Source organism: Streptomyces daghestanicus, assembly GCF_020521275.1.
Lineage (GTDB): Bacteria > Actinomycetota > Actinomycetes > Streptomycetales > Streptomycetaceae > Streptomyces > Streptomyces griseoviridis.
In genome coordinates this window covers 178,792-204,980 of the sequence record NZ_BNDX01000014.1, presented here as the reverse complement: position 1 = coordinate 204,980, position 26,189 = coordinate 178,792, and the positions used below count along the sequence as shown (strand labels likewise).

Below are 26,189 nucleotides of genomic sequence, written 5' to 3'. Positions count from 1 at the left end.
TGACGTCAGACCTGCCGCCGAGTGAGGTTCACAGCTTTGATATCGATCACGGAAGAGATCACCGTACCGAGTCCGCCCACACGTGTCTGGGAGGTCATCTCCGATCCCTCGGCCGTCGTGTCCTGCATCGGCGGCGCCGAACTCGGGGCGTCCCACGAGGACGGCTCCTTCGACGGAACCCTGGCCATCAGGTTCGGTGGCCTGCGGGTCAAGTTCGCCGCCCGGGTCGCGCTCGACCTGGACGAGTCCGCGCTCGAGGGTCGCCTGACGGCCCGCGGCGGCGACGGGCAGGGCGCCACCCGATTCAGCGCCGGCGCCACCTTCAGGGTCACCGAGGGGGACACCTTGGGTACCTCGCGGGTCTACTGCGACGGTGAGATCAAGCTCAACGGCAAGCTCGCCAAGCTGATCGAGTCGGGCGCGGGAGTGGTGGTCACCCGGATGACGAAGGAGTTCACCGACGAACTGGTGAAGGCATGCGCCGCACCCGCCGAGCCCGGCACGGCGGCCGTCCCGAAGCTGCTGACGGCAGTGCCCGCCGGCCCCTCCGCGGCAGACTCCGCCGAACCGTCCGCGGCGACGGCCGCCCGGCCGCGCCCGACCGCGCCCACCGGCCTGTTCGCCCGGTTGCGTGCCTGGTGGGCGGGGCGGAAGTCCCGACGCCAGGGTCTGTCGCCACAGCCGGCACACCACTCGGCGGACAACACCAGTGACGCACTCGGCCAGGGAGGTCGGCGATGACAGGGTTCAGGCACAACAAGGTGATCGAGCGGCTGGCCGCGGGGGAGCACGTCTTCGCGACCTTCTCGGCCGCCGACCCGACGGCCGCCGTCGAGCTCACCACCACGGACTACGACGGGGTGGTGTTCGAGATGGAGCACAAGCCCTGGGACATCAACGCGCTCAAGGACAGCTTCCAGTACCTGCTGAGCCGCCGTCAGGTCTTCGAGGCGGACAGCCTCGCGCCGGCCGTCACTCCGATGGTGCGCATCCCGGCCAACGGCGCGGAGAAGGCCCAGTGGCATGCCAAGCAGGCCCTCGATCTCGGTGCGTTCGGCATCATCTGGCCGCACGTCTCCACGGTGGAGGAAGCCCGTAACGCCGTCGCCGCCTGCCGTTACCCGCGGCTGCCCGACACCGCGCTGTACGAACCCGCCGGTCTGCGCGGGGACGGCCCGCACGCGGCGACGCGTTACTGGGGCATCTCGAACATCGAGTACTACGCCAAGGCGGACGTGTGGCCGCTCGCCGAGGACGGTGAGATCCTGGTGGGCCTGATGATCGAGGACCAGCTCGGCATCAAGAACCTGCCCGACATGCTCGACCAGGTGCCGGGGATCGGACTGATCCTCATCGGCGAGGGCGACATGAGCCAGGAACTGGGCTTCCCCCGCCAGTACGAGCACCCCCGCGTCCTGGAGTGCAAACGGCGGATCCTCGACATCTGCAACGAACGCGGCATCGCCGTGGGCCACCCCCATGTGACGGCCGGCAACGTCAAACAGGTACTCGACGACGGCTACCGCTTCCTGATGTCGGCGCCGGTGCGCACCTACCCCGGCCTGGAAAAGGCCCGCGAGCTGACCGGCCGCGCCTGATGCGCCCCCGGTCCCGCCGTACACCACGCGAACACCGCACCGCGATTTCGGAGTGATACATGATCATCGACTGCCACGGTCACTTCACCACGGCGCCCGCCGCGCTGGGGGAGTGGCGCCAGAAGCAGATCAGGGAGTTCGAGGAGTCCGGCGCCCGCCACTCACCCGACGAACTGCGCATCACCGACGACGAGATCCGTGCCGCCATCGAGAACGGGCAGCTCAAGCTGCAGATCGAGCGCGGCACCGACCTGACGATCTTCTCGCCGGGCGCGGGCAAGATGGCCCACCACTACGGGGACGAGCGGACCAGCCTCGACTGGTCCCGGGTCAGCAACGACCTGATCTCCCGGGTGTGCGGCCTCTTCCCCGAGCGGTTCGTGGGCGTGTGCCAGCTCCCGCAGTCCCCGGGCGACGCCCTCCCCGCCTCCCTCCGCAACTCGGTCGTCGAACTGGAGCGCTGCGTCGAGGAGCTGGGCTTCGTCGGCTGTCTGCTCAATCCGGACCCTTCCGATGGTTACTACCAGGCCCCGCCGCTGACGGACCGCGTCTACTACCCGCTCTACGAGAAGATGGTCGAGCTCGACGTCCCCGCGATGGTCCACGTCGCGATGTCGAGGAACCCCGCGCTGCAGGGCACCTGCGCCCACTACCTCGCCGGTGACACCGCGGCGTTCATGCAGCTGTGCGAGTCGGACCTGTTCAAGCACTTCCCGACGCTCAAGTTGATCCTGCCGCACGGCGGCGGAGCCGTTCCGTACCACTGGGGCCGCTACCGGGGAATGATGCAGGACCGCGGCCGGCCGCCGCTCGAGGAGTCGATCCTGCGCAACGTCTACTTCGACACCTGCGTATACCACAAGCGGGGCATGGAGCTGCTGCTCGACATCATCCCCGCCGAGAACGTGCTCTTCGCCTCGGAGATGATCGGCGCCGTGCGCAGCGTGGACCCGGAGACCGGCCGCCGGTTCGACGACACCAAGTACACCCTCGACTCCATCGACAGCCTGAGCGACACCGAGCGGCAGGCGGTCTACGGAGGCAACGCGCTGCGGGTCTTCTCCCGGCTCGACGGCGTCCTGAAAGCGCGGGCGACGGCCGCGGCGAACGCGAAGGAGTCATAGGACGTGAAGGTCTACGAAGCACTGGCCGAGGCATTCGTCAAGGAAGGCACCACCGATGTCTTCGGCATGATGGGCGACGCCAACATGCACTGGATGGCCGCGCTCGCCGACCGAGGGGTGCGGCTGTACGAGGTGCGGCACGAGGGGTCCGGCCTCGGCATGGCGGACGGCTGGGCCCGCGGCGCCGGGCAACCGGGCGTGGTCACCACCACCAGTGGCCCCGGTGTCTCGCAGCTGGCCACCTCGATGCTCTGCGCGAGCCGGGCGCGTACCCCCCTGGTCGCCTTCTGCGGCGAGACCCCGCTGGGCGACGAGGGCGCCACCCAGTACCTCGACCAGCGGCGCTTCGCCGCCGCGATCGAGTGCGAGTTCATCCACGTGACCCGGCCCGAGAACGCCCAGGAGGCCGTGCGGCAGGCCTTCTACCGGGCCCGGACCGAGTCCAGACCGGTCATGATCAGCGCGCCTTTCGACGTCCAGGTGGCCGAACTGGACGACTACGACGAGGACTACGTCCCCTCCACCGCGCTGATCGACACCCCGCGGCTGCTGCCCGACCCGGCCAGGCTCCACAACGCGGCCGACCTGCTGCGAGACGCCAAGCGGGTGGTGATCATCGCGGGGCGGGGCGCGCGCAAGGCCGAGGCCGGCGAACAGATCCTCACCCTGCAGCAGCAGACGGGTGCTCTCCTGGCCACCACCCTGCAAGCGAAGAACTGGCTGTGCGACCGTACCGACTTCCACGTCGGCCTGTCGGGTCTGTTCGGCGACAAGCTGTCGATGGAACTGCTCCAGGAGGCCGACTGCGTGCTCGCGGTGGGCGCCAGCCTGAACCACTACACCATCGAGAGCGGCTACCTCTACCCCGAGGCCAAGTACATCCAGATCGACACCGCTCCGCACCTGGTGATGGGCAACGGCAGGACGGCGGACTGCTATCTGCAGGCCGACGCGGTCACCGCCCTGGGCGAATTGACCCGGGCCCTTGAGGAGCGTGGCGTCCGGCTGGAGGGCTACCACACCGAGCAGGTCCGGCAGCACCTGACCGGCAGGCTCCAGCAGCCGGAGTACGTACGCGAACCCGGACGGCTCGACCCGCGCGAGGCCATCTGGGTCCTGGACCACGAGCTCCCCGCCGAGATGGGCCTGGTGCTGGGCAGCGGCCACCAGACCGACTTCGGCACCATGCTCTTCCAGCGATCGCGCGACGTGCTCTCCAACTACGGCATGTTCGGCGCCATCGGCCAGGCTCCGCTGATCGCGATGGGCCAGATGGTCGCCAAGGGCAACAAGCCCGGCTTCGTGGTGGAGGGCGACGCCAGCTTCCTCATGCACCTCTCCGAGTTCGAGACGGCCTGCCGGTACGACATCCCGCTGCTGGTCGTCGTGATGAACGACCAGGGCCTCGGCGCCGAATACCACAAGGCGAAGGCGAAGGGACTCGACCCTGAGCTGGCGACCATCTCCACGCCCGAACTGGGCGACGTGGCGAGGACGCTCGGTGGCGGCGGAGCCACCGTCCGCACGGCCGGTGAGCTGCGCGCCGCACTCGCGGAGTACGTGCGCTCCCCCCGGCCCACCGTGATCGACGTCCGCATCACCCGCGAGGTGCTGAGCACCCCGTACCGCCGTATCCAGTACGGCGAGGACGTGTGAGCGCGCGAGAAGGAACACCCATGCCGACGCCGTTGAAGGTGCTGCTGGGCGATTACCCGCACACCCGTCCGCTGAAGGAGGGCACCGTCTCCGTGGAGGGGGTGGAGTGCCGGTATCCGGAGTCCTCTCCACTGCCCCCGGCCTTCGCCCGGATGGTCCGTGACCTGGCCTACGACATCTGCGAGCTGCCGATGGCCACCTACCTCCAGGCCCGCGACGCCGGCATACCGGTCACGCTGCTGCCGGTGGTGCTGGTCGGAAGCACCCACCACCGCTCCCTCACTAGGCTGCCGGAGGGACCGGAGATCGGCCCCCGGGACCTCGTCGGCCACCGCGTGGGTGTCCGTGCCTACGGCCAGACCACCGGCCTGTGGGTGCGCGGCTGGCTGCGGGAGGAGTACGGGGTCGAGTCCTCCGACGTCACCTGGGTGACGACCGAGGACGTCCATGTCGCCCAGTACGTCAACCCGCCGTACGTGGAGCGGTCGAAGACCGAACGGGTCGCGGACCTGCTGCACTCCCACGACGTCAGCGCGGCGGTCCTCGGTCCCAAGGCGATCGGCGGGCAGGGCGCGGGCCTGGTCCCCCTGGTGGCGGACGCGGAGCGCGCCGGGCAGGCGTGGATCGAGCGGCACGGGACGATCCCGGCCAACCACCTGCTGGTGGTGCGCGACGAGGTCCTGCGCGACACCCCGGACGCCGTGCTCGCCGTGTACCAGGCCCTGAAGCAGGCGATCGCGGACACCGCGGGCGAGCGCGACGACTCACCGGCCGGCCGAGCGGTCGCCGCCGGCTGGAGCCCGGGGCTCACCGCGTGCGTGGAGATCGCCGGCCGCTACGCCCTGCAACAGGGCCTCGTCAGGGACGCGGTGGACGTCGCGGCGATCGAGCGGAAGACGGCCTTCCTCGACGCGTGAGGAACCAGCGAACACGTGCGGAACCAGTGAAAGGAGGAGCAGCGATGGGAGAGCCGGTAGGGCTGCGCAAGCGGGGCAACCCGCCCACGCGCAAGCCGGAGACCTGGACACCCGACCTGCTCGACAAGGTCGCCTGGCGGGTGAAGGCGGCACACGAGCCCTTCCGGGGAGTGGCCACCTCCGACGGCATCCGGCCGGGCCTGTTCCCGCTGCGCGACACGGGCGCGGATGTCCGCAAGGCGTGCCGGGCGGTGGAGGAGTACTTGGCGGGCCTGACGGCGCAGCAGCGTGCCGAGGGCCGGTTCACGATGGACGACGAGAGCTGGCGCCACTGGAACAACGGCGCCCGGTACTTCCTGCGCCACGGCGTCCTGCTGGAGGACCTCGACGACGTCGGACGCCGACAGGCCATGAACGTCGTCCGGGAGAGCCTCAGCGCCTACGGGTACGGCCAGGTGGTCGACCTGATGCACCTCAACCTCACCATCGGCGAGCTGAGCGGCAACACGCACGGACTCAACGAGTGGCTGTACTGGTTCTCCGTCTACGGGGAGCCGGAGAACGGCGGCCCATGGGGATGGCAGCTCGACGGACACCACGTCAACGTCAACTGCGTGTTCGTCGGGAACCAGATGGTCCTCACCCCGACCTTCCTCGGAGCCGAGCCGGTGATCGCCGGCGGTGGCAAGTACGCCGGAACCATGGCCTTCCGGGGCGAGGAGGCGCTCGGCCACGAGCTGTTCACGCGGTTCGACGGCCGGCAGCGGGAGCGCGCCACGATCGCGGACACCAAGCCGCAGGAACTGTTCGTCGGAGCCTTCCGGGACAACTATGAGCTCGACTACCGGGGCCTGCGCCTGGCCGAGATGTCCGCCGGCCAGCGTGAGACCGCGCGCCGGCTCCTCGGCCTGTACGTGAACCGGGCCCGCGAGGACCAGGCCCGCACCCGCATGCGGGAAGTACTGGACCACGAGGGCGACACGTACTTCGGCTGGGCCGGGGACCCCGACGGCACCTTCTACTACCGCTTCCACAGCCCGGTGATCATCGTGGAGTTCGAGCACATGCCCGGCGTGATCTTCGACAACGATTACCACTCGCGCCGGCACATCCACACCGTCGTCCGCACCCCCAACGGCAACGACTTCGGCGTCGACCTGCTGCGGCAGCACCACGAGCGGCACCACCGGCACCGTCCCTCCGCACAAGGACCGGCACCAGAACGCGCACAGGAATCGGCACAAGGAGAAGAAGAATGAAGCTGGTGCTCGGCCGCGACGATCTCGCGGCAGCCGCCGCCTCGTCGGCCCGCGAGGCGGGCGCGGAGCCGGAGCGGGTCGGCATCAAGCCGGTGCACAAGGCATCCCGCGGCTTCGTGAACCGATCAGACGTGGACCTGTGCGAACTGGCCATCGTGACCGTCCTGCAGGCCCTCGCCCACGACAAGCCGGTACTGCTGCTGCCGGTCACCACGCTCGGCCGCCACCAGCACCAGACCTTGGTGACCACCGGCGAGCTGTCGGTCGCCGACGTGGAGGGGCACAGCATCGGTGTGCGCGCCTGGAGCCAGACCACCGGCGTATGGGTGCGCGGCTTCCTCACCGAGCAGTACGGTGTCGATCTGCGCAAAGCCCACTGGACGACGTACGAGGGCCACCACGTCGAAGGCGCCGAGGACCCGGCCTGGGTGCAGCGCGCGCCGGAGGGGACCAAACTGCCGGCGGACTTCCTGGCCGGCCAGGTCGACTTCGGCATCATGGGCAATGAACTGCCCTCCGACGACCGCATCCGTACCGCCATCGACGACGCCCGCGCGGTCGCCGAACAGTGGTCGAAGGACCAGGGCTTCATCCCGGTGAACCACGTGGTCGGCGTCTCCGAGGCCGCTGCCGCGCAGTACCCCGAGGCAGTCCTCGCCGCGTACGACGCGATGCGGTCGGTACTCGTCGCCAAGGAGGAGGCCGGACGGCCGTTCCCCCTGCACCCCGTCGGCTTCGAGGCCCTGCGCGGCGCGTTCACCAAGGCGGCCGCCTACGCGCTGGAGCAGGAGGTCATCCCGCGGGCGGTGGACTACGACGAACTCGTCGAGCGGACGTGCGCGGCGCTCGATGTGTCACCGGCCCGCCTCGGCGGCTGAGACCCCTGCCGACGGTCACGACGGAACACGGAACGAAGAGGAAACAGGGTAAACAAGGTATGGACAAGCTCACGGTCGTCCTCGGTGACTACCCCCACGCGCAGCCGCTGCTGGACGGCGATGTCGCACTGGACGGATACGCGGTCGAGCCGGTTGAGGTCAAGCCGGTCATCGGTGCCTACCGGCGGATGATCCGGGACCTGGAGTTCGACGTGTGCGAACTCGCGCCGGTGTCCTATCTCATGGCACGCCAGGAAGGGATACCGCTGACCGCCGTCCCGGTCTTCCTCAACCGGCGGTTCCACCACGGTGACGTGCAGTGCGCCGCGCACTCCGGTATCCGCGTGCCCCGGGATCTGGAGGGACGCCGGATCGGTGTGCGCGCCTACTCGGTGAGCACCGGGGTGTGGGTGCGGGGCGTGCTGCGCGACGAGTACGGGGTGGACATCGACACGATCACCTGGGTGGTGGACGACGACGACCACGTCGAGGGCCGCGTCCCGTCCAACGTCGAGCGGGTCACCGACGGCCGCACGCTGGGCGAACTGCTGCGCGCCGGGGAGACCGACGCGGCGCTGACGGGCAACGCCGGGACCGGACGGGCGGGCGCGCCCAAGGCGGGCTGGACGGCGGCGGCCGAGCCGGAGGACGGCGGAGACGGCGGCCCGTACCCACTCTTCCCCGAGGCCGGCACGCTCGCCGTGGACCACTACCTGCGCAAGGGCGTCTACCCGCTGCACTCGCTGGTGTCGGTGCGTACCGAGCTGGTGGAGCGCGACCCCGACCTGCCGGCCAAGCTGTACGCGGCGTTCGCCGAGAGCAAGCGCCGGCACCTCACCGACCGGCCCGAGTGGGCGGCGGTGCCCCGGCTGGCCCGCCAGGCGCAGCAGATCGGCGGCGACCCCGTGCCGTACGGCATCACGGCCAACGAGTCCAGCCTGACGGCGATGGTGCGGTTCGCCAAGGACCAGGGCCTGCTCGACGCGGACTTCCCCGCCGACCTGAAGTCGCTGTTCGCCGCGGGTGACTACCCGGACGCCTGAGCCGGTCCGTACCGCACATACCGAAGACAAGGGAGCACCACGCATGGACTTCGTCGACGCGCACTGCCACATCATCTCCGAGGATCTGAGCGCTTACCCCAAGGCACCGATCGGGGGCAAGCAGTCCGAGTGGGCCGCGACCCGCCCGGTGACCGCCGAGGGCATGGTCGCCCGCATGGACGAGACCGGCATCGACCAGGCCGTCCTGGTCCAGGCCACCACCAACTACGGTTACGACAACTCCTACGTCCTCGACAGCAGCCGGCGGTGGCCGGAGCGCTTCGTGGCCGTAGGCACCGTCGACCCGCTGCGACCGGACGCCGCCGCCGGTCTCAAGGCCGCGGTCGGTGCGGGAGGCCTGGCCGGCGTGCGGCTGTTCACCAGCGGCAGTACCGTGCCCACCCAGGGCGAGTGGTTCGTCGCCGGGGAGACCTTCCCCTTCTGGGAGCAGGCCGCCGAACTCGACCTGCCGGTCTGCCTCCAGATGCGCCTCGGCGCGGCCACCCGTCAGCTGGTGGAGCTGCTGGAGCGGTTCCCCGGAGTGAAGGTGCTCCTGGACCACATCGGGTACCCCGACATCGCGTCCTCGCCCGCCCGCGCCGGCGCCGAGGTCGCGGAACTCGGCGTCCACCCGGGCCTGCACCTCAAGCTCACCCACCGCAACCTGGAGCGGCTGCGGGACGCCGGGGAGCAGGCCGGTGACTTCCTCACCCCGGTCCTCGAGGCGTTCGGCGCCGGGCGGATCGCCTGGGGGTCCAACCTGCCGGCGGCCGAGCAGTCCCTGCCCGAATTGCGCGCCCTCGCCGAGAACGTCCTCGCGGGGCTGCCGGAGCAGGACCGGCAGGAGATCTTCGCGGGCACCGCCCGGCGGCTGTACCCGGGGCTCACCCAGAGCGGCGCCTGAGCGTCCGGCCGCGGCCGACATCCTGTCGCGTTGTCGCAGAATGTCGGCCGGGCCCCGGCGATTCCCGCCGACGGCCGGCTCCTCCGAGCAGACCCACAAGGTGATCATGATGGATTCCAACGGTTTCGACGACGACGCGGGCCGGACGGCGCTCACCCGGCAGAGCCAGGCCTACGAAGGGCTGCGTTCGCTGCTGCTGTCGGGGAGCATCGAGCCGGGAACCCGGCTCACCGAGGCCGACCTGACCCGGATGTTCAGCGTCTCGCGCAGCACCATGCGCACGGTACTGGTCCGGCTGGCCCAGGAGGGGTACGTCACCAGTGAGGTCAACCGGGGCGTACGGACCCGCAGCTTCTCGGTCGAGGAGGCCGCGGACATCCTGGAGGCGCGCGAGACGCTGGAGTCCGCTCTGGCGGGCAAGGCCGCCGAACGGGCCACCGAGGAGGAGATCCTCGGGCTGCGCCGCACGCTGGAGGCGATGGAGGACTGCAAGGCCCGCGGGGACGCGACGGGCTACTCCCAGGGGAACCGGCGCTTCCACCAGCAGGTGAAGGAGGCCGCCCACCAGCAGACCCTGGCCCGGGCGTACGACACCCTGCTCTACCCCCTGGTGATGCGCCAGTACCGCAACCTCTCCGCACCGCACCCGCGGGCCGGCTCGCTGGAGGAGCACCAGGCCATCCTCTGGGCCATCATCACGCGCAATCCGCAGGCGGCGACCGCCGCCATGTTCCACCACGTCAGCAGTGCCCGGCAGGCACTGCTGCTGCACGTGCGACGGGAGCGCACCGCAGGCTGACGAACGGCTACGGAAAGAGAGACCATGCTCCAGCGAGTGAAGACCGAAGCGGGACTGGTGGAGGGCATACCCGGGCGGGACCGGTCGGTCACCGTCTTCCGCGGCATCCCCTACGCGGCCCCGCCGGTCGACGATCTCCGCTGGCGGCCACCCCGCCCCCCGGCGCCCTGGGCCGGGGTGCTCAAGGCCGACAGATTCGGCCCGATGAGCCCTCAGGTGCCGGGCTCCGAGCGGGACGGCAACAACCTCCCGGTGAGCGAGGACTGCCTGCGCATCAACGTCTGGACCGGGGCAGGCGCCGGGCAGGAGCGGCTTCGCCCGGTGCTCGTCTGGATCCACGGCGGTGGCTTCCGGGTCGGCACGGGCGCCAACCCCCGTTACGACGGTGAGGCACTGGCCCGTAAGGGCATCGTGGTGGTGACCTTCAACTACCGCCTGGGCGCCCTCGGCTTCCTGGCCACGCCCGAGCTGAGCGAGGAGTCCGAACACCGGGCCTCCGGCAACTACGGGCTGCTCGACCAGATCGCCGCGCTGGAATGGGTCCAGCGCAACATCACCCACTTCGGCGGCGACCCGGACCGGGTCACCGTCGCCGGTCAGTCGGCCGGTGCCGGATCGGTCAGCTTCCTCGCTATGTCACCGCTGGCCGAGGGACTTTTCCACCGGGCGATCGCACAGAGCCACGCCCGCCACGCCCGCGATCCCGAACTGCGCTATCTGTCCTCGTCCTACCGGACCCTGGCCGACGCCGAGGCCGCCGGCACCCGGTATGCGGCGGCGCGTGGCGCGCGCACCCTTCGGCGGTTGCGGACGCTGCCCTGGCAGAAGCTGGTCGAGGGCAACGCCTCCGCGGTCGACCACACCGTCGAGACGGGGAGCGAGGCGAAACCGCCCTTGTTCCGCCCGGTGGTCGACGGCTGGGTGCTTCCCCACGGCTACGAGGAGACGTACGCCAAGGGCCTGCAGAACGACGTCTGGTATCTCGCAGGGAGCAACCTCGACGAGAGCGGGGCGGTTCCCGCCGACACCTTCGCGATGTACCGGGAGGCCGGCCGGAAGAGCTGGCGGCCGGGCGCGCCGCCGGTCCACGTGACACTTGAGGACTACGTCACCGCCTCCCGTCTCAAGTTCGCGGCGAAGGCCGAGGAGTTCCTCCGGCTCTACCCGGCACACACCGACGAGGAAGCGGCGCACGCGCATTGCGCCGCGGTGCGGGACAGTGCCAAGATCTCCACCTGGCTGTGGGCGAGAGACTGGACCGCACACGCAAAGCGGCCCGTGTACACGTACTTCTGGACCTACGCCGCCCCGACGGCCGGCCACGGCACCCGCCGCGCTTCGCACGGCTCCGAGATCGACTTCGTGCTCGGAAACCTGCATCCCGACCGTGCCGCGTGGTCCGACGAGGACCGCGAGGTCGCGGAGACGATGAGCGGTTACTGGGCCAACTACGCAGCCACCGGCGATCCCAACGGCCCCGGGCTGCCGCACTGGCCCGCGTGGGCGCCGGAGAACCCGGCGGTCATGGAGGTCGGTGCGCACTTCGGCGCCATCCCCTTGGCCGACCCGGCCCGACTCGATTTCTGGCAGCGCTACTTCCTCACTCAGCACGCTTGGTGACAGGAGACCGTTCATGACACACGACCACCCCACCGCCCGCCCGGCCCGCGGCAGCTTCCGGGTCCGGACCGGAGGCAGCCGGCGGCTGCTGGCCACAGCCTCGGCCGCGGTGCTGGCACCGGCGTTGCTCACCGCCTGCGGCGGCAGTTCCCCCACCACGACCACCGCCGACGGGCTCACCCAGATCACGGTGGGCGGTGGAGGCAGCATCTTCGACACACCGCTGCACGTGGCCGACGCACAGGGCTTCTTCAAGCAGCAGGGTCTGCAGATGAAGTTTGTGAGCCTGACCGCGGCCACCGGACCCTCGGCGCTCCAGTCGGGCTCGGTGCAGTTCTTCGACAGCAGCCCCACCGGGTTCGTGACCTCCCTCGCCAAGGGCCTGCCACAGATCGCGGTCTCCGCCGACGGCCTCGGCAACCCGCTCGGTCTCGTCGTGAGCAAGAAGTTCGCCGCAGCCCACGACCTGACCGCGAAGACCCCCGCCGCGCAGGTGGCCAAGGCGCTGTCGGGCTCCACCGGCGGCGCCAGCTCGGCCAACACCAGGGCCGAGGCCGGCATCTTCCTGAAGAAGTACGGTGTCGACCCCGACAAGAAGGTCAAGTGGGTCTCGCTGCCGAGTCCGGCCGCGGACAAGGCCGCCATCAACAATGGCCAGATCGACTGGTTCCTCACCTCCGAGCCGATCCCGCTGCAGATCCAGGACTCCGGGGACGGCATCCTGGTCGCCGACCCGGTCAAGGTTCCCCAGTGGGCCGCCGAGCAGGCCGGCTACGGGCAGGTGGTGGTGACGCAGAAGAGCTACGCCGCCGAACACCCCGACATCGTGGAGAAGTTCGTCACGGCGGTCCAGCAGGCGACCGCATACATGAACACCCACCTGAAGAACAGCAACGACAAGACGGTGGTGCAGGCGGCGCAGAGGGCGCTGGAAGGCGTACCGGACACCGTGGTGGAGGACAGCCTCCAGCAGGTCGAATGGCCCACGGAAGGATCGATGGACGCCGCGGGCTGGCAGAAGACGATGGCCTTCCTGAACAGCCTGGGCACGCTCCCCGACGGAGCGAAGGTCACCACCGACAACTGGACCAACAAGTACCTGCCGTAAGACGGCCGACGTGCCGCGCCCGGTGAACCGGAAGGAGCAGACGATGGCGACTGCCACCAGCAGTGCGGAGAGCAAGACCGAGGTCAAGAAGGTGACCCCGACAGGAGGCGGCAAGAACAGTGTGTGGCGGAGGACCGCCCTGGTGGTGGTGCTGCGTATCGCGGTGATCGCCTTGTGTCTGGTCCTCTGGCAGGTGATGAGCGGGCCCGTGCTGCCGGAGTACGCCGTCAGCAAGCCGACCGACGTGTCACACGCCCTGTGGGATCTGCTGGGCTCGTCGACCGGATGGAACGACATCAGGGCGACGGCCGTCGAGATCGTGGCGGGCTTCGGGATCGGTGTGGCGATCGGCACCGTGATGGGCCTGGTGCTCGGCTCGGTACCGCTCGCGGGCCAGGTGCTGGAGCCGCTCATCGCGGCCGTCAACGGCATACCCAAGATCGCGCTGGCGCCGTTGTTCCTGCTGTTCTTCGGCATCGGCCCCATGTCGAAGATCACGATCGCGGCGGCGGGCGTGGCCTTCGTGGTCTTCTACAACGTCTACCTGGGCCTGCGCCTGAGGGAACGCGAACTGGTGGAGATCGTCCAGGTCATGGGCGGACGCCGGCACCACGTCCTGAGCTACGTGACGCTTCCCACCCTGGCCGCGCCGTTCTTCGCGGCGCTCAAGACGGGCGGACCGCTGGCCATCCTCGGTGTCATCGGCGGTGAGTTCATCGCCTCCACCGAAGGCGTCGGCCACGAGCTGTTCACCGCGGCCACCAACCTCGACGCCCCGACCGAGTTCGCCGGCCTGATCGTCCTGGTGGCGATGACGCTCATCCTCAACGGGGTGCTCACCGCGCTGGACACACTGGCCCTCAAACGCCTCGGCCTGGGAGACCGGCGGTCGGGTCGCAAGATCACGTGAGCCACCCCCCTCAGCGACCGTGTGGGGAACCGGGAGCCGCGCTGGAAGACCGCCGGACGCGCACCCCCCGATACTTACGCCCCCGCCCGCGGCGCGGGCGGCTGGTACCTACGCTTGTCCCGATAGACCGGCAGGCTTCGCGCGTTGCCGGGTCGCTCACCACCGGTCAGGAGTTGAGCGTCACGCCGGCGGCCGGGCGAGTTTGGCGGCCACGGCGTCGAGGACCCAGTCCAGGCCGGTCGCGAAGGATGCCTCGGCGTCCACGTCCGTGCCCTCGTACACGGCCTTGGTCAACGCCGGGAAGCGGCCCGTGGCCAGCATTCTCGTCAGGTGCGGGCCGTGGGTGCGCTGCCAGTCGTGCTTGGACAGGCCCGTGGCGCGCGCGGCCCGCAGATTCGTGATCTCGCGCCTGATCGCGCCCGTGAAGTAGGCGCTGACCGTCTCCACGGCACGCATGACGGTGTCGATGTCGGCGAGGCCGTCGAGGGCGGACAGGGTGGACTCGGCCACGGCGAAGCCGTTCGGGCCGAAGGCCGGGCGGCCGCCGAGCAGGTCGGCCAGCCATTCGTGACGGAGGGCGGCCTGCCTTGTGCGGTGGGCGAGGACGCGCAGCGCCTCCCGCCAGTCACCGGGCTGCTCCTCGGGGACAATCTCGGCCTGGACCTCGTCCACCATGAGGTCGAACAGCTCCTCCTTGGTGGAGATATATCCGTACAGCCGCATCGGGCCGGCCTCCAGCCGGGCGGCGACCTTGCGCAACGACACCGCCGCAAGGCCGCCCTCGTCGGCCAGCGCGATGGCGGCGGCGACGATCCGCTCCCGGTCGAGCGGCACGGGGCGAGTCGGCGGCTCCGGCCGGTCCCACACGGTCATGGTTACTCCGAACTGTTGCGATGCATCGTAATGAGCAAATACAGTGTATAGATATGAGACATCGTATCGCTGTGATCGGGAGCGGCCCCGCCGGCCTTACCTTCGCCCGCGTCCTGCACCGCCATGGCCACCCCGTCACCGTCCTCGAACGCGATCCCGCCCCCGACGCCCGCCCCCCGGGCGGCACCTTGGACCTGCACGAAGGGCTGGGCCAGCTCGCGCTGGACAAGGCGGGGCTGCTGGCGGAGTTCCAGGCGCTGTCCCGTCCCGAGGGGCAGGCCATGCGCATCCTGGACACGGACGGGACCGTCCTGCGCGACTGGCGACCCCGTCCGGATGACCGGGCCAATCCCGAGATCGACCGCGGGCAGCTCCGTGACCTGCTGCTCGGCCCCCTCGACGTCCAGTGGGGCCGGGGCGTGACGCAGGTGGCGCCAGGGACCCGGGATGGCGTACTGGTCCATTTCGCGGACGGGCGGCAGGAGACGTTCGACCTCGTGGTCGGCGCGGACGGCGCCTGGTCCCGGGTCCGCCCGGCGGTCTCGTCGGCGACACCGCACTACACCGGCGTCACCTATGTCGAGACCTTCCTCGACGACGTCGACACCCGCCACCCTGACCTCGCCCGGCTGATCGGCGACGGTTCCGTGGCTGTGTACGGGGTGAACCGAGCTCTCGTGGCCCAGCGCAACAGCGGCGGCCACGTCAAGGTGTACGCCCAGTTCCGCGCGCCGCTGGACTGGCACACGAACCTGGACCTGGCCGACGTCGAGGCCGTGCGATCGAGCCTGCTGGCTCTGTTCGACGGCTGGGCCGCTCCCGTCCTCGACCTCCTCCGCCACGGCACCGCTTTCGTCGACCGCCCCCTATACGTCCTGCCCGTGTCCCACACCTGGACCCACGTCCCCGGGGTGACGCTACTGGGCGACGCCGCACACCTGATGCCCCCACTGGGGGCTGGCGCGAACCTTGCGATGCTGGAAGGCGCCGAACTCGCCGAGTCCATCGCCACCGGGCCTGCAGATCTGGACGAGGCCGTCCACGCCTTCGAGGAACAGATGTGGGCACGGGCCGGCAGATGGGCAAAGATCACGACGGCCGGTCTGGAACGCCTCGTGAGCCCGGACCCTGCCGAAGCCCTCGCCCTCTTCGACCAAGTCCAGCCATCCTGAACACCAGCACTTCTGCGGACGGTTTCCGCATGTTGCCGCTTTGTCGGTGACGCTACCAGGACAACGGGCGTGCGGCCGATGATCGCTATGGCGTCATGCTCGACCGGCTGGGACTTTGGACGGCACTGACCATGAGGCTGACCTAGCCGAGCACCAGGCCGTCACCGCCGAGACCGGAATGCCGATCTACCTTTGCAAGCCACGGAGTCCGTGGCAGCGCGGCACCATCGAGAACACCAACCGGCTGCTGCGGCAGTACCTCCCCAAGAGAGCGGACCTCCGCACGTTCAGCCAGGCCAACCTGGACGCCATCGCCCATGAGCTCAATCACCGTCCGCGCAAGATCCATGGGTATCGCACTCCGGCGGAGGTCTACGCTGACCTTCTGAACAGCGATGATGCGCTGACCGCTTGAGGGAGCGGGACTGGGCGGGCTGACGCTCGCCCGGGTACTGCAAGCTCACGGCGTCGCCGCGACGATCTACGAGGCCGAGGCCTCGGCGACGACCCGCACGCAGGGCGGCCTGCTCGATATCCACGAAGAGACCGGACAGGTCGCCGTCCGCGCAGCCGGTCTGTACGACGAGTTCCTCACGCTCGTCCGCCCGGGCGAGGACGCCAAGCGCGTGGTCGACCGCCACGGCACGATCCTGTTCGACCAGCCCGCGGACCCCGGTTCGGCCCGTCCAGAAGTGGATCGCGGCGAACTGCGGCAGCTGTTCATCGACTCGCTGGCACCCGGGACGATCAGGTGGGGGCACAAACTCGCTTCGATCCGGCACCGCCCGCAAGGCGGTCACGACCTCACCTTCGCAGATGGATCCACCGCGCATGCCGACATCACCATCGGCGCGGACGGCGCCTGGTCGAAGGTGCGTCCACTGCTCACGCCCGCCAAGCCCCTCTACAGCGGCACCTGCTTCATCGAGATCGCTCTCAGCGCAGATGGCCATGACTGTCAGGCGAGCGTGGCCGCGATCGGCAGTGGCACGCTGATGGCGGTCGCGCCGGGCAAAGGCATCATCGCCCACCGCTACGCCGACGGGCATGTGCGCGGGTACGTGGCGCTGAACAAGACCGAGGAGTGGATGAGGTCGATCGACTTCGGTGACCCAGCTGCTGGCCTCCGCCGACTCGCCGACTCGCCGACGGCTGGTCGCCCCTGCTCACCGCCTTCGTGACGCAGAGCGACGCGGAACCGTGGCTCCGGCCCATCTACGCGCTTCCTGTCGGACTCACATGGGACAGGTCACCCGGCGTGACGCTCGTCGGCGACGCCGCGCATCTGATGTCCCCGTTCGCCGACGAGGGCGCGAACCTCGCCATGTTCGACGGTGCCGACCTGGCGAACAAGTTGCTGGAGCAACCCGACATCGAGGTCGCGCTCGCTTCCTACGAAGAGCGGCTGTTCCCGCGCAGCAGCGACTCCGCCGGACGCTCGGCACAGAACCTGAAGGTGTTCTTCGGCCAGGAAGCGCCGCAGAGCATAGTCAGCCTGTTCAATCGCCTCTGATACTTCAGTACCACCGGTGAACTGGTCTTCTACCTGCGCTGGTCGCCCACCGCGGTCGCATGGTGCTCCGTTGCTGTAGATCGTTGACGGAGGCGGCGTGATGCCCACGGCTTCGCGGCAGGTGATGAGGGATGGGTGCGGCGTCTGTTCAGTTCCCGGCCGCCCGGTCGAATCGAAGTCGAGGAGCATCGAGACGAAGAAGTCGGGGTTCTTAGTGGGCGTTTGCATAGCTTTTTTTCGTTATGCGAGTTTTGCCCATGCCCTGCTTTGGGCGCCTTCACCGGGTAGGAGCTATTCGTACTCTGCGGGGCCGAGCACTCGACTGTCCGTCTCATGCGGCTCCATGCCCGAAAACCCGTCTGATTTGAAAACACCCCAGAATCGTCCGAGTCTCAGCGGAACCCACCCCTCCGCAGTACTCAGAATCACGCTGCCCCGTGAGCGAGCGCAAGCCGTACCCCAGCGACCTGTCCGTCGCCCGATGGGCCCTGATCGAGCCGACGCTGACGGCCTGGAGAAAGGCCCGCCTCGAACGCCGGCCGACGGGACAGCCGGCCAAAGTCGAACTGCGCGACGTATTCGACGCACTCCTCTACATCAACCGCACCGGAATCCCCTGGAAGTACCGCCCGCACGACTTCCCGGGCCACGGCACCGTCTACTTCTACTACGCCGCCTGGCGCGACGAGGGAATCCTCGCCCAGCTCAACTACGACCTGACCGGCCTGGCCCGCGTCAAGGACGGCCGCAAACCCGAACCGACCGCCTCCATGATCGACACCCAGAGCGTGAAGACCTCCACCAACGTACCCCTGACCAGCCAGGGAACAGACGCCGCCAAGAAGATCGTCGGCAGGAAGCGCGGCATCCTCACCGACGCCATCGGCCTCATCCTCGCCGTGACCGTCACCGCCGCCAGCCTCTCGGAAAACGCCCTGGGAATACGCCTCCTCGACCAGGCGAAGGAGAAGTACCCAACCATCTCCAAGAGCTGGGTCGACACCGGCTTCAAAAATGCCGTCATCGAACACGGCGCCCGCCTCGGAATCGACGTCGAAGTAGTCAACAGAAACCCGGATAAGCGCGGATTTCACGTCGTGAAGAGGTGCTGGGTAGTAGAGCGAAGTATTGGCTGGATCATGATGCACCCGCCGTCTCGCCCGCGACTACGAGACCCTCACTGCCAGTTCAGAAGCCATGATTCACATCGCCTCGATCAACAACCTCGCCAAACGCATAACGGACGAGACCACACCAACCTGGCGAGGAACCTACTAGGGCATACAGGGTAATACGCCTAGATCAAATGCCCTCTTAGCGTAAGCCAGAGGCTGAACCACGATTTTCCGACGGCCGGCCAAGCCGCTCGGGCTAGTGCTGTAACCGCATACGTTCACCGGGTCGGAGCGATGGGGCAGCCATGATGTGAGCCATGCGGCATGTGCACGACATCTTCGGTCCGTTCACACACCGGCCGCGGAAGGACGAGCGGCCGCGCCCGGGGCGCTGGGAGGTCCTGGCGGCTCCTCCGTGTACTTCGCTGCTCGACCACCCGCATCCTCCTGCATCCGGCCTGCTCTCAGTGAGGATGGGCAAGACTCACGGTCGGGTGCGCCGACGTCGACCGATCGGCCTTGCCCCTCACCGTGGAAGCATGCCCGCCTGCTTGCACGCACCAACGCATACGTCACTCGGGCGGCGTCCACCAACCCCTGTGTACGTAGGCGACCGGCTCACCGCCTTTTCTGCTCGAAAAGCCAGTCCCGGATGCCCTCGATGGTGTAGGCGGCCCGCCAGGTGCAGACGTGGTTGTCGACGGAGTTCTCCTCCAGCCCCGACCACACCACCGTGCCCTTCTTGAGTGCCACGAAGTTGACCGGGGTGTTCTTGGCCCGCATCCGCGCGGTGTACGGGGCGAACTGCTCGGGGGTGAGCTGGCCGTCCCAGACGGCGCGGCTGATCTTCGCTCCCGCCGCTTCCAGGGTGTTCATGATGCCGGTCATGCCGGGGTACGCCTGCTCGTCCCCCTGCGACACGACCGCCCAGATCTTCTGCTTGGCCAGCGGCTTGACCTGGGAGAGGTCGTCCCACTGGCCGGCCACCAGGAAGGAGGCGGCGAAAAGGTCCGGGTAGGTGAAGTCGAGGGCGATCGAGGTGATCGTGCCGCCCGACTGCCCCGTGGTGTAGAGCCGCTTCCGGTCGATGCTGTACTGGTCGGCCAGTGAGTCGAGCAGACCCTTGATGGTCCTCAGGGCGGGGGCGTTGCCGTCACTGCCCTCGTCGTCCTCACCGGTGAACTGGGGCGCGAGGACGAAGCACTCGTGCTTGGCCTGTTCCGACGGGCTGGCCCAGACGACCGCTCCGAGCCCCTGGGTCAGTGTGATGAGCGGGTTGCTGCTGGCGGTTCCGCCGTCGTGCATGAACAGCACCATCGGATACGACTTCGCCTTGTCGTAGTTCTCCGGTACGAACAGGTTGTACTGCAGGGACCGTCCGGTGCCGGCGTCGGTGTACTTCAGCTGCTGGAAGTCGTCGACGATCAGGTTGTCGACCTTGCTCGTCGCGACGGCAGTACTGACGGCGGCGTAAGTGTCGCCGTCGACGGTGGTCACCGAGCCGACCTGGGTCACCTCGGCCGAGGCCGTCTTCAGTGTGGGCTCCCGCATGCCCCCGCCGCCTCCCGGTCCGCCACCGGACGGAGAGCCCGACGGGGACCCGGACGGAATCGGCGACGACGACGTGGCGGCCGAGGGCTGCTGTGAAGACGATGACGAACCCGAGAACGAGTCCTCGTACAGGCGGGCCGCGTGGTCCAGCGGCGAGAGTTCAATGACGACGTACTGGCCGTTGACGCCGTGCGCCGCCTTCGCCGGCTCGGTGTTGGCGTAGACGTTCGTCACTGTTCTGTCGGTGACCTCGAACGCGGACGGCGACAGCTTGGCCGCATCGATCTCCTTGTCGTACTTCAGTGCCACGGCGGTGAGCTTCTGTCCGTCACCGAAGACCTCGGTGATGGCGGTGCCTTCGGTGATGTGGCCGGCGCTGGCGGCCAGTTGCGCGGCGGCTGCCGTTTCGGTCTGCTGGGTTCCGGACGAGCATCCGGCGACGACGGGGGTGACGGTCGCGGCCATCATTCCGGTAAGGAGGCTGCGGCGTTTCATGTCATCTTCTCCCTTGGCGGGCCGCCTCTCCTCAGGAGTGCGGCTGCGTACCGTCCGGTTCGACATGCGATGCGGACGTCGGTCGGTGGGGTTGTCCCGGCCTCGGTCGGCGCTATTGTCAACGATTTCGTCCGTTTCTTGAGTGATCATGAATTTCCGCTGTGAGTCAGCCGTGAAAAGTTGTGTCCGCACCATGAGTCGACGTCAGAGTTAGCGAAATTGTCAACATTCTTCTAGCGTCACCGACAGGGCTCAGAGAGCCCGTGAACAACTCGCAAGCACACACGCGGGACAAACCGGAGAGGACCTCACGGTGAAGCACAAGGCAGTCAGGCGCAGGTCGGTCGTTATGGGCATCGGAGCCACCGCGGGTATCGCGGCGATCGGCGGTATCGCGGTCGGAGCGCAGGCGGCAGGCACGAGTTCCGCCTCGTCCTCGTCGGATGGCCTGCTCTTCGATCCGGACGGCTACACCGAGATCACGACCACGCTGACGGACACCGACGGCACCGACCATGAGGTGACCTACCACTTCTGGAAGGCGATCACCTACGTCTCCAAGCCGGTGGACGCCACCTACCAGAGCCTGATCGTCAGTGTTCCCGTCACCATCGACGGCAAGGCCGTGGACGCGTCCGACGCGCCCATCGTGCTGTCCAACGTCATCGCCGGTTACGTCGAGTCCTCCGTGGCGGAGGCCACCGGTATCGGTGGTGCCGCCATGGGGGGTACACCGCCCACCGGGGGCGGCGGTCCCTCCTCCGCGCCCCCCTCCGCCTCCGCTTCCCCCACCCCGTCCGCCTCCGCCGGAGCACCTGCCGGCGGTGGCGGTGCGGCGGCCATGCCGCAGATGGCACTGCTCGCCGGCTACGTCGTCGTGGAACCCGGCGCCCGGGGCCGCACCCTGACCGACTCCAGCGGCGAGTACTACGGCACCGCTCCCGCCGCGATCGTCGACCTGAAGGCGGCCGTGCGGTACATCCGCCACAACCGGGGCCGCATCCCCGGTGACGTCGACCGGATTGTCTCCGTGGGCGTGAGCGCGGGCGGCGCCCTGTCCGCGCTGCTCGGTGCCTCCGGTGACAGCCCGCTCTACGACGAGTACCTGAAGGAGATCGGCGCCGCCCACGCCTCCGACGCGATCTTCGCAACCGGCGCCTGGTGCCCGATCACCGACCTGGAGCACGCCGACGGCGCCTACGAGTGGAACTGGGGCACCAACACCACCCAGTCCACCGGCAAGACCGTCGACCAGACGGTGTCCAAGGACCTGCGCACACAGTTCGCCGAGTACCAGGCGGCACTGAAGCTCCGGGGCCTGAACCACTTCGGCACGCTCACCGCCCGCAACTACGACGAGTACCTGCTCAAGCAGTACCTCCAGCCGTCGGCGACCACGTACCTGGCCGGCCTGTCGGACACGGAGCGCGAGACCTACCTGGCCGCCAACACCTTCATCACCTGGAAGAACAGCAAGGCGTCCTTCACCTGGGAGGACTTCCTCACGCACGTCGGCACGCGCAAGAAGACCGCTCCGGCCTTCGACGCCTTCGACCTGTCGGCCGGCGAGAACAACGAGTTCGGCACCGGCACCACCAAGGCCCGCCACTTCACGGCGTACGGCCTCAAGAACGACATCACCGGTGTCACCGGCACCCGCGTCGACAGCGACATTCCCGAGAAGCTGCGGCTGATGAACCCGATGTACCACCTGCTGGAGAAGACCAACCCCAAGCGCACCCGGCACTGGTGGATCCGGCTCGGCACCAGCGACACCGACACCTCGCACGTCATCTCCGCCAACCTCGCCGCCGCCGCGAACAGCCTCGGCGACCAGGTCGACCACCGCTACTACTGGGACCAGGGCCACGGCGCCAACATCGATCTGCCCGACTTCGTGGCCTGGGTCGCCGGCATCACCGGTCACAAGAGCGCGCTCAAGTAGGGCGTCGAGCACCCACCGTGGCCACCCGCGCCCGGCCAGCCCGTCCCCAGGGAGGCGGACCGGCCGGGCGGTCAGCGCGCGGGCTGCCTCACATGGCGGGGCTGATGTCGTTCCACAGCGCGCAGTTGTGCTCGGCGTCGATCTGCGCATAGGTCACCCGGTGGGCGGAGGGCGCCTGGAACTGGAGCAGGTCGCCCTGCGGGGCGTACCGGGGCCAGGCGGGTGCGAGCCGCACGTTCGGGCGCCCGTCTTCGCTGAAGCTGCCCCAGTAACTGATCATCTGGTCGGAGAGCCGCACCTGATCGGCGCTGAACGGCAGGGCGGTGCCGAGGTAGTCCCACAGGTAGCCGAGCTCGTTGACATGGGTGGCGCCGAAGGGGTAGTCGGTGCCGAGCCGCCAGATCGAGGTGAAGGCAGGGCCGTCCTTCTCGGCGAACTCGTAGGCATACGTCCGGGTGTCGGCCGCCAGCCGGTCGCGCAGGGTCTGGTCGCGGCAGGCCCGCTGATCGCTCTGGATCGTGCCCCAGGCCACCGTCGGCGACCAGTACTCGTCCACCGGGTATGCGGCCTCGACCCGGTCCGCGCCCTCCGGGTACGTCTGCTCGATCAGGTCGCCGACCTGGGCGGCGGTGAGCGGGTTGCCCCGGTAGTCGTACTGGCCGAAGACGCTCTGCTGGGACTCGTCGGAGTTGCCGCCGACCACGACCGGCAGATTGGTCAGCTTCCCCGTCTTGAGCAGGGCCAGCGGGTCCGCGGGCAGCACGGACGTGCCGTAGACCGAGGAGTTCTGGGAGACCTTCTGCTGGGCGGCGAGGATGTCCGCGGGGCTCTTGGCGCGCAGGCAGGCGAGCTGGCCGGTGCCGGTGGGGCAGTGCAGCTCGGCGGCGAACCGGTCACCGCTGTCGGCGGCCTCGGTTCGGGTGCGGGCTGGGGCGTTGCAGCCGCCGCTCTGCAGGATCACCCGGTCGAAGAGTCCCTTGGCACCCGGTGCGGCGAGCTGGGTGCAGGTGTTGCGGGCGCCCGCGGACTGGCCGGCGAGGGTGACGTTGTGGGGGTCGCCGCCGAAGGCGCGGATGTTCTGCTGCACCCAGCGCAGCGCGGCCTGCTGGTCGAGGAGGCCGTAGTTGCCGGCCGCGCCGTCCTTGTTGTCCTGGTTCAACTGGTCGGTGTAGAGCCAGCCCATGGCGCCGAGGCGGTAGTTGAGGGTGACGAAGACGGCGTCCTGGCGGGTGATGAACTTGGCGGGGTCGGTGTCCCGGCCGGCGCCGCCGGTGTTGCCGCCGCCGTGGTTCCACACGAAGACCGGCAGGTTCTTCTTCGTGCTGTTCGACGGCCGGTAGACGTTGAGGTACAGGCAGTCCTCGGTCAGCGTGGGCTTGTCGTATCCGGGGTCCCAGCCGGTGCCCTGGACGCAGGAACCGCCGAACTCGGTGGCGTCTCGCACGCCGTTCCACTTCGCGGCCGGCTGCGGGGCCTTCCAGCGCAGGGTGCCGACCGGTGGCTTGGCGTAGGGGATGCCCTTGAACGAGGTGACCATAGACGCGGCCTCGCCACGTAGCTTGCCCTGCGCCGTGCTGACGACGGGATTGCGGCCCGGGTAGGACGCCGCCTCGTCGCCGGCGGACTCGGCGCCCGCCTGGGCCATCGCGGTGAGTGTCGTGGCCGCGGCGACCGCGGCCGACACTCCCGCCACCAGAAACGTTCTCAGTTTGGTTCGCATGCGCTGCCTGCCTCCTTCTCGCCGGGGCGGGACCGGGCACGGACTGCCGCGGCCTGACCGCCCCGGGCGGCTTTGGTGGTATGCGGTGGTACGTGGTGGTAGGGGAGGGCCGGGTAGTGGTCAGTACTCTTTCGTCTGTGACTCCAGGTAGTCACGCAGGAAGGCGTACTTGACCTCGCTGCCGGCGGCCGGGACGGGCCCGAAGCGGTCGCCGAGTTCCATGGTCTGCGGCTTGCCGGGGCGCAGGGCCGGCCAGGTGAGCGGGGCACCGCGGCCGTGTCCGTTGGGGTTGCCCGTGGCGGCGAAGTCGGCCAGATAGGTGGTGGTGAGGTCCGCGAGCCTGTGGTCCTTCGCCGTCCAGGGGCGGCCCGCGCCCTTGAGGTTGCCGAAGAGGTAGTACATCTCGGCGCCGTGGTACGCGCCGAGCGTGGCCGCGTCTCCGCGGGTCATGATCGGGTTGCCGGTGTCGGCTCCCGGCGGCACGTGGGACCACCAGTAGTTCCAGACCGGGCTGCGGTTGCCGGCCGTCTCCTTGAACAGCGTGCCCCACAGGAAGGTGGAGACCCGTTCCTCGTCCCGCGCGTAGTCGTTGTAGGACGTCACGGCCTCGGCGTCGGTGGCCGCCGGGTAGAGCGCGAGGAACTCCTCGGCCCCGTCACCGAAGGTCGTCGTGGCGAATTCCCGGTACTGCGCCACTGTCATGGACAGCGAGGGCGAAGCGCCGTTCTCGTCCTTGTTGTTGCCGGTGAGGACCGGTACGTCGATCTCGGCGCCCGATGTCATCGCGGCCCCGTACGTGCTGGGCAGCACATACCCGTCAAGGGTGTTGCCGCCGGTGGCGGGGGCACCGGCCGCGTTGGACCCGGCCACGATCTCGTCCGCGCTCAGGGCCCGCAGCCCGGCCAGCGAACCGGCGCCCGTGAACTCCTGGAAGGCCAGGCCGTTGGCCTCCGCGACATCCAGGGTTTTGTAGCCACCCGCCACCCGCCCCAGGGCCGGGTCCTTCGGGTACTGCACGCCGGCGCAGAGCACGGCCCGCTGGTACAGGCCCCGCGCGAGGCAGGAGGCCATCAGGATGTTGACCAGCGAGGAACCGTGGGACCAGCCGGCCAGCGTCACCCGGTCAGGGTCCCCGCCGAAGGCGCCGATGTTCCGCCGGATCCATTCCAGCGCTGCCACGGTGTCCATGGCGCCCCAGTTGCCGGACGCGCCATGCCCGGACTCCGCGCTCAGCTCGGGATGGGCCAGGTTGCCGAAGGCGCCGACCCGGTGGTTGAAGGTGACGAAGACCAGCCCCTTGCTCGCCAGGTACGACCCGTCGTACACCGGCTGCTGGGTCCACATCGCCGTCCTGGCACCGCCGTAGACCCAGACGACCACCGGACGGCGTTCGCGCGAGGAGGAGGCACCGGTCCAGATGTTGAGGTTCAGGCAGTCCTCACTGAACTCCGGCAGCTCGGCCCAGGCGGGCGTGTCCGTCGTGGGCTGCGGACAGGCGGGCCCCCACGTGTCCGCCCTGCGGACGCCCTTCCAGGACGGTGCGGGCTGCGGCGGGCGCCACCGGTTCTTGCCCGCGGTGGAGGCCGCGAAGGGGATGCCCTTGTAGACGGTGACACCGGGCAGGGCGGCACGGACGCCCGTCACGAGGCCGGACCGGGTGCGCACGGGCGTCTCGGGGCGGCTGCGTGCGGGGGTGGAGGCCGTGGCGGAGGCCGGGAACGCGGGCTGTACGCCTCCGAGCAGCGCCGCGCCGACGGTGGTGGCGGCCGCGCGGCCGAGAAAGCCGCGCCGGTCGGACGCCGCTGCGGGGAGTATGGGGAGGAAGGGTTCGTCCGAGGTCACAGGGGCCTCCAGCGGTGGTGGATCGGATGTGCCGCGTCGGTCGTCTCGTCCGGCTCCGGATCGGGTCGGTTCATGCTGTTGGGCCGTGCCACAGCCATCAAGACATCGGACCGGAACTACGGTTGCCTCCCGCGAAATCACAGTGTG

Annotated in this window: 19 protein-coding genes and 3 pseudogenes; 18 read left to right on the top strand and 4 right to left on the bottom strand. The window is 69.1% G+C overall.

Going from position 1 to position 26,189, the window contains the following annotated elements; all coding sequences use genetic code 11:
* Positions 1–36: 36 nt before the first annotated feature.
* The 13 genes from Sdagh_RS26150 (at position 37) to Sdagh_RS26090 (ending at position 13,816) form a co-directional block, all read left to right on the top strand.
* Positions 37–741, top strand: coding sequence for an SRPBCC domain-containing protein (locus Sdagh_RS26150; protein ID WP_189423976.1), 705 nt, complete (start codon positions 37–39; stop codon positions 739–741).
* Positions 738–1,598 (top strand): HpcH/HpaI aldolase family protein, encoded by an 861-nt coding sequence (locus tag Sdagh_RS26145; RefSeq protein WP_189423974.1) that lies wholly within the window; start codon positions 738–740, stop codon positions 1,596–1,598. Before Sdagh_RS26150 ends, Sdagh_RS26145 begins: the two co-directional genes overlap by 4 nt.
* A gap of 59 nt (positions 1,599–1,657) precedes the next feature.
* Complete coding sequence (locus Sdagh_RS26140) at positions 1,658–2,722, top strand: amidohydrolase family protein (protein ID WP_189423972.1); 1,065 nt, start codon at positions 1,658–1,660, stop codon at positions 2,720–2,722.
* Between the two features lie 3 nt (positions 2,723–2,725).
* Entirely contained in the window at positions 2,726–4,378 is a 1,653-nt protein-coding gene (locus Sdagh_RS26135; RefSeq protein ID WP_189423969.1) for a thiamine pyrophosphate-binding protein, read from the top strand.
* Positions 4,379–4,398: 20 nt separating this feature from the next.
* Positions 4,399–5,295, top strand: a complete 897-nt coding sequence (locus Sdagh_RS26130) for a substrate-binding domain-containing protein (RefSeq protein ID WP_190078171.1) — start codon at positions 4,399–4,401, stop codon at positions 5,293–5,295.
* A gap of 44 nt (positions 5,296–5,339) precedes the next feature.
* Positions 5,340–6,554 (top strand): DUF3500 domain-containing protein, encoded by a 1,215-nt coding sequence (locus Sdagh_RS26125; RefSeq protein WP_189423965.1) that lies wholly within the window; start codon positions 5,340–5,342, stop codon positions 6,552–6,554.
* Positions 6,551–7,432, top strand: a complete 882-nt coding sequence (locus tag Sdagh_RS26120) for a hypothetical protein (RefSeq protein ID WP_189423963.1) — start codon at positions 6,551–6,553, stop codon at positions 7,430–7,432. Before Sdagh_RS26125 ends, Sdagh_RS26120 begins: the two co-directional genes overlap by 4 nt.
* Before the next feature lie 59 nt (positions 7,433–7,491).
* Positions 7,492–8,475, top strand: coding sequence for an ABC transporter substrate-binding protein (locus tag Sdagh_RS26115; RefSeq protein WP_189423961.1), 984 nt, complete (start codon positions 7,492–7,494; stop codon positions 8,473–8,475).
* 43 nt (positions 8,476–8,518) lie between these two features.
* Positions 8,519–9,379 (top strand): amidohydrolase family protein, encoded by an 861-nt coding sequence (locus Sdagh_RS26110; protein ID WP_189423959.1) that lies wholly within the window; start codon positions 8,519–8,521, stop codon positions 9,377–9,379.
* A gap of 106 nt (positions 9,380–9,485) precedes the next feature.
* Positions 9,486–10,178 (top strand): GntR family transcriptional regulator, encoded by a 693-nt coding sequence (locus tag Sdagh_RS26105; protein WP_226535819.1) that lies wholly within the window; start codon positions 9,486–9,488, stop codon positions 10,176–10,178.
* 24 nt (positions 10,179–10,202) lie between these two features.
* The gene (locus Sdagh_RS26100) at positions 10,203–11,798 is read left to right on the top strand and encodes a carboxylesterase/lipase family protein (protein ID WP_190078170.1); all 1,596 of its coding nucleotides are present in this window, start codon (positions 10,203–10,205) and stop codon (positions 11,796–11,798) included.
* A 13-nt stretch (positions 11,799–11,811) separates the two neighbouring features.
* Complete coding sequence (locus Sdagh_RS26095) at positions 11,812–12,906, top strand: ABC transporter substrate-binding protein (RefSeq protein WP_189423955.1); 1,095 nt, start codon at positions 11,812–11,814, stop codon at positions 12,904–12,906.
* Positions 12,907–12,949: 43 nt separating this feature from the next.
* Positions 12,950–13,816, top strand: a complete 867-nt coding sequence (locus tag Sdagh_RS26090) for an ABC transporter permease (protein WP_189423953.1) — start codon at positions 12,950–12,952, stop codon at positions 13,814–13,816.
* Positions 13,817–13,996: 180 nt separating this feature from the next.
* On the opposite strand, the gene Sdagh_RS26085 is transcribed toward Sdagh_RS26090, so the two are convergent.
* Positions 13,997–14,689, bottom strand: a complete 693-nt coding sequence (locus tag Sdagh_RS26085) for a TetR/AcrR family transcriptional regulator (protein ID WP_190078169.1) — start codon at positions 14,687–14,689, stop codon at positions 13,997–13,999.
* A 53-nt stretch (positions 14,690–14,742) separates the two neighbouring features.
* Between Sdagh_RS26085 and Sdagh_RS26080 the strand changes: the two genes are divergently transcribed.
* The 4 genes and pseudogenes from Sdagh_RS26080 to Sdagh_RS26065 all read left to right on the top strand — a co-directional run bounded on the left by Sdagh_RS26080 (position 14,743) and on the right by Sdagh_RS26065 (position 18,652).
* A complete protein-coding gene (locus Sdagh_RS26080; RefSeq protein WP_190011696.1) occupies positions 14,743–15,861 on the top strand; it encodes an FAD-dependent oxidoreductase in 1,119 nt (372 codons plus the stop codon).
* Between the two features lie 142 nt (positions 15,862–16,003).
* Positions 16,004–16,276: pseudogene (locus tag Sdagh_RS26075) on the top strand (IS30 family transposase); the annotation flags it as partial.
* Between the two features lie 10 nt (positions 16,277–16,286).
* A pseudogene (locus Sdagh_RS26070) lies at positions 16,287–17,374 on the top strand (FAD-dependent oxidoreductase).
* 437 nt (positions 17,375–17,811) lie between these two features.
* Positions 17,812–18,652, top strand: a pseudogene (locus Sdagh_RS26065) (IS5 family transposase).
* A gap of 455 nt (positions 18,653–19,107) precedes the next feature.
* On the opposite strand, the gene Sdagh_RS26060 reads toward Sdagh_RS26065, so the two are convergent.
* Positions 19,108–20,535, bottom strand: coding sequence for a PHB depolymerase family esterase (locus Sdagh_RS26060; RefSeq protein ID WP_226535815.1), 1,428 nt, complete (start codon positions 20,533–20,535; stop codon positions 19,108–19,110).
* A gap of 349 nt (positions 20,536–20,884) precedes the next feature.
* Here Sdagh_RS26060 and Sdagh_RS26055 point away from each other — a divergent pair, with 349 nt between their 5' ends.
* Positions 20,885–22,480 (top strand): subtype B tannase, encoded by a 1,596-nt coding sequence (locus Sdagh_RS26055; protein ID WP_189424398.1) that lies wholly within the window; start codon positions 20,885–20,887, stop codon positions 22,478–22,480.
* An 88-nt stretch (positions 22,481–22,568) separates the two neighbouring features.
* Here Sdagh_RS26055 and Sdagh_RS26050 read toward each other — a convergent pair whose 3' ends face one another.
* Both Sdagh_RS26050 and Sdagh_RS26045 read right to left on the bottom strand, forming a co-directional pair.
* Entirely contained in the window at positions 22,569–24,200 is a 1,632-nt protein-coding gene (locus Sdagh_RS26050; protein WP_189424319.1) for a carboxylesterase/lipase family protein, read from the bottom strand.
* A gap of 120 nt (positions 24,201–24,320) precedes the next feature.
* The gene (locus tag Sdagh_RS26045; protein WP_190078168.1) at positions 24,321–26,042 is read right to left on the bottom strand and encodes a carboxylesterase/lipase family protein; all 1,722 of its coding nucleotides are present in this window, start codon (positions 26,040–26,042) and stop codon (positions 24,321–24,323) included.
* Positions 26,043–26,189 lie beyond the last annotated feature (147 nt).

What these genes read in the sequence shown, in the direction of transcription:
- Sdagh_RS26145 (WP_189423974.1), top strand. Translation starts at nt 738, where the DNA reads ATGACAGGGTTCAGGCACAACAAGGTGATCGAGCGGCTGGCCGCGGGG.
- Sdagh_RS26140 (WP_189423972.1), top strand. Translation starts at nt 1,658, where the DNA reads ATGATCATCGACTGCCACGGTCACTTCACCACGGCGCCCGCCGCGCTG.
- Sdagh_RS26130 (WP_190078171.1), top strand. Translation starts at nt 4,399, where the DNA reads ATGCCGACGCCGTTGAAGGTGCTGCTGGGCGATTACCCGCACACCCGT.
- Sdagh_RS26125 (WP_189423965.1), top strand. Translation starts at nt 5,340, where the DNA reads ATGGGAGAGCCGGTAGGGCTGCGCAAGCGGGGCAACCCGCCCACGCGC.
- Sdagh_RS26120 (WP_189423963.1), top strand. Translation starts at nt 6,551, where the DNA reads ATGAAGCTGGTGCTCGGCCGCGACGATCTCGCGGCAGCCGCCGCCTCG.
- Sdagh_RS26115 (WP_189423961.1), top strand. Translation starts at nt 7,492, where the DNA reads ATGGACAAGCTCACGGTCGTCCTCGGTGACTACCCCCACGCGCAGCCG.
- Sdagh_RS26110 (WP_189423959.1), top strand. Translation starts at nt 8,519, where the DNA reads ATGGACTTCGTCGACGCGCACTGCCACATCATCTCCGAGGATCTGAGC.
- Sdagh_RS26105 (WP_226535819.1), top strand. Translation starts at nt 9,486, where the DNA reads ATGATGGATTCCAACGGTTTCGACGACGACGCGGGCCGGACGGCGCTC.
- Sdagh_RS26100 (WP_190078170.1), top strand. Translation starts at nt 10,203, where the DNA reads ATGCTCCAGCGAGTGAAGACCGAAGCGGGACTGGTGGAGGGCATACCC.
- Sdagh_RS26095 (WP_189423955.1), top strand. Translation starts at nt 11,812, where the DNA reads ATGACACACGACCACCCCACCGCCCGCCCGGCCCGCGGCAGCTTCCGG.
- Sdagh_RS26090 (WP_189423953.1), top strand. Translation starts at nt 12,950, where the DNA reads ATGGCGACTGCCACCAGCAGTGCGGAGAGCAAGACCGAGGTCAAGAAG.
- Sdagh_RS26085 (WP_190078169.1), bottom strand. Translation starts at nt 14,689, where the DNA reads ATGACCGTGTGGGACCGGCCGGAGCCGCCGACTCGCCCCGTGCCGCTC.
- Sdagh_RS26080 (WP_190011696.1), top strand. Translation starts at nt 14,743, where the DNA reads ATGAGACATCGTATCGCTGTGATCGGGAGCGGCCCCGCCGGCCTTACC.
- Sdagh_RS26060 (WP_226535815.1), bottom strand. Translation starts at nt 20,535, where the DNA reads ATGAAACGCCGCAGCCTCCTTACCGGAATGATGGCCGCGACCGTCACC.
- Sdagh_RS26055 (WP_189424398.1), top strand. Translation starts at nt 20,885, where the DNA reads ATGGGCATCGGAGCCACCGCGGGTATCGCGGCGATCGGCGGTATCGCG.
- Sdagh_RS26050 (WP_189424319.1), bottom strand. Translation starts at nt 24,200, where the DNA reads ATGCGAACCAAACTGAGAACGTTTCTGGTGGCGGGAGTGTCGGCCGCG.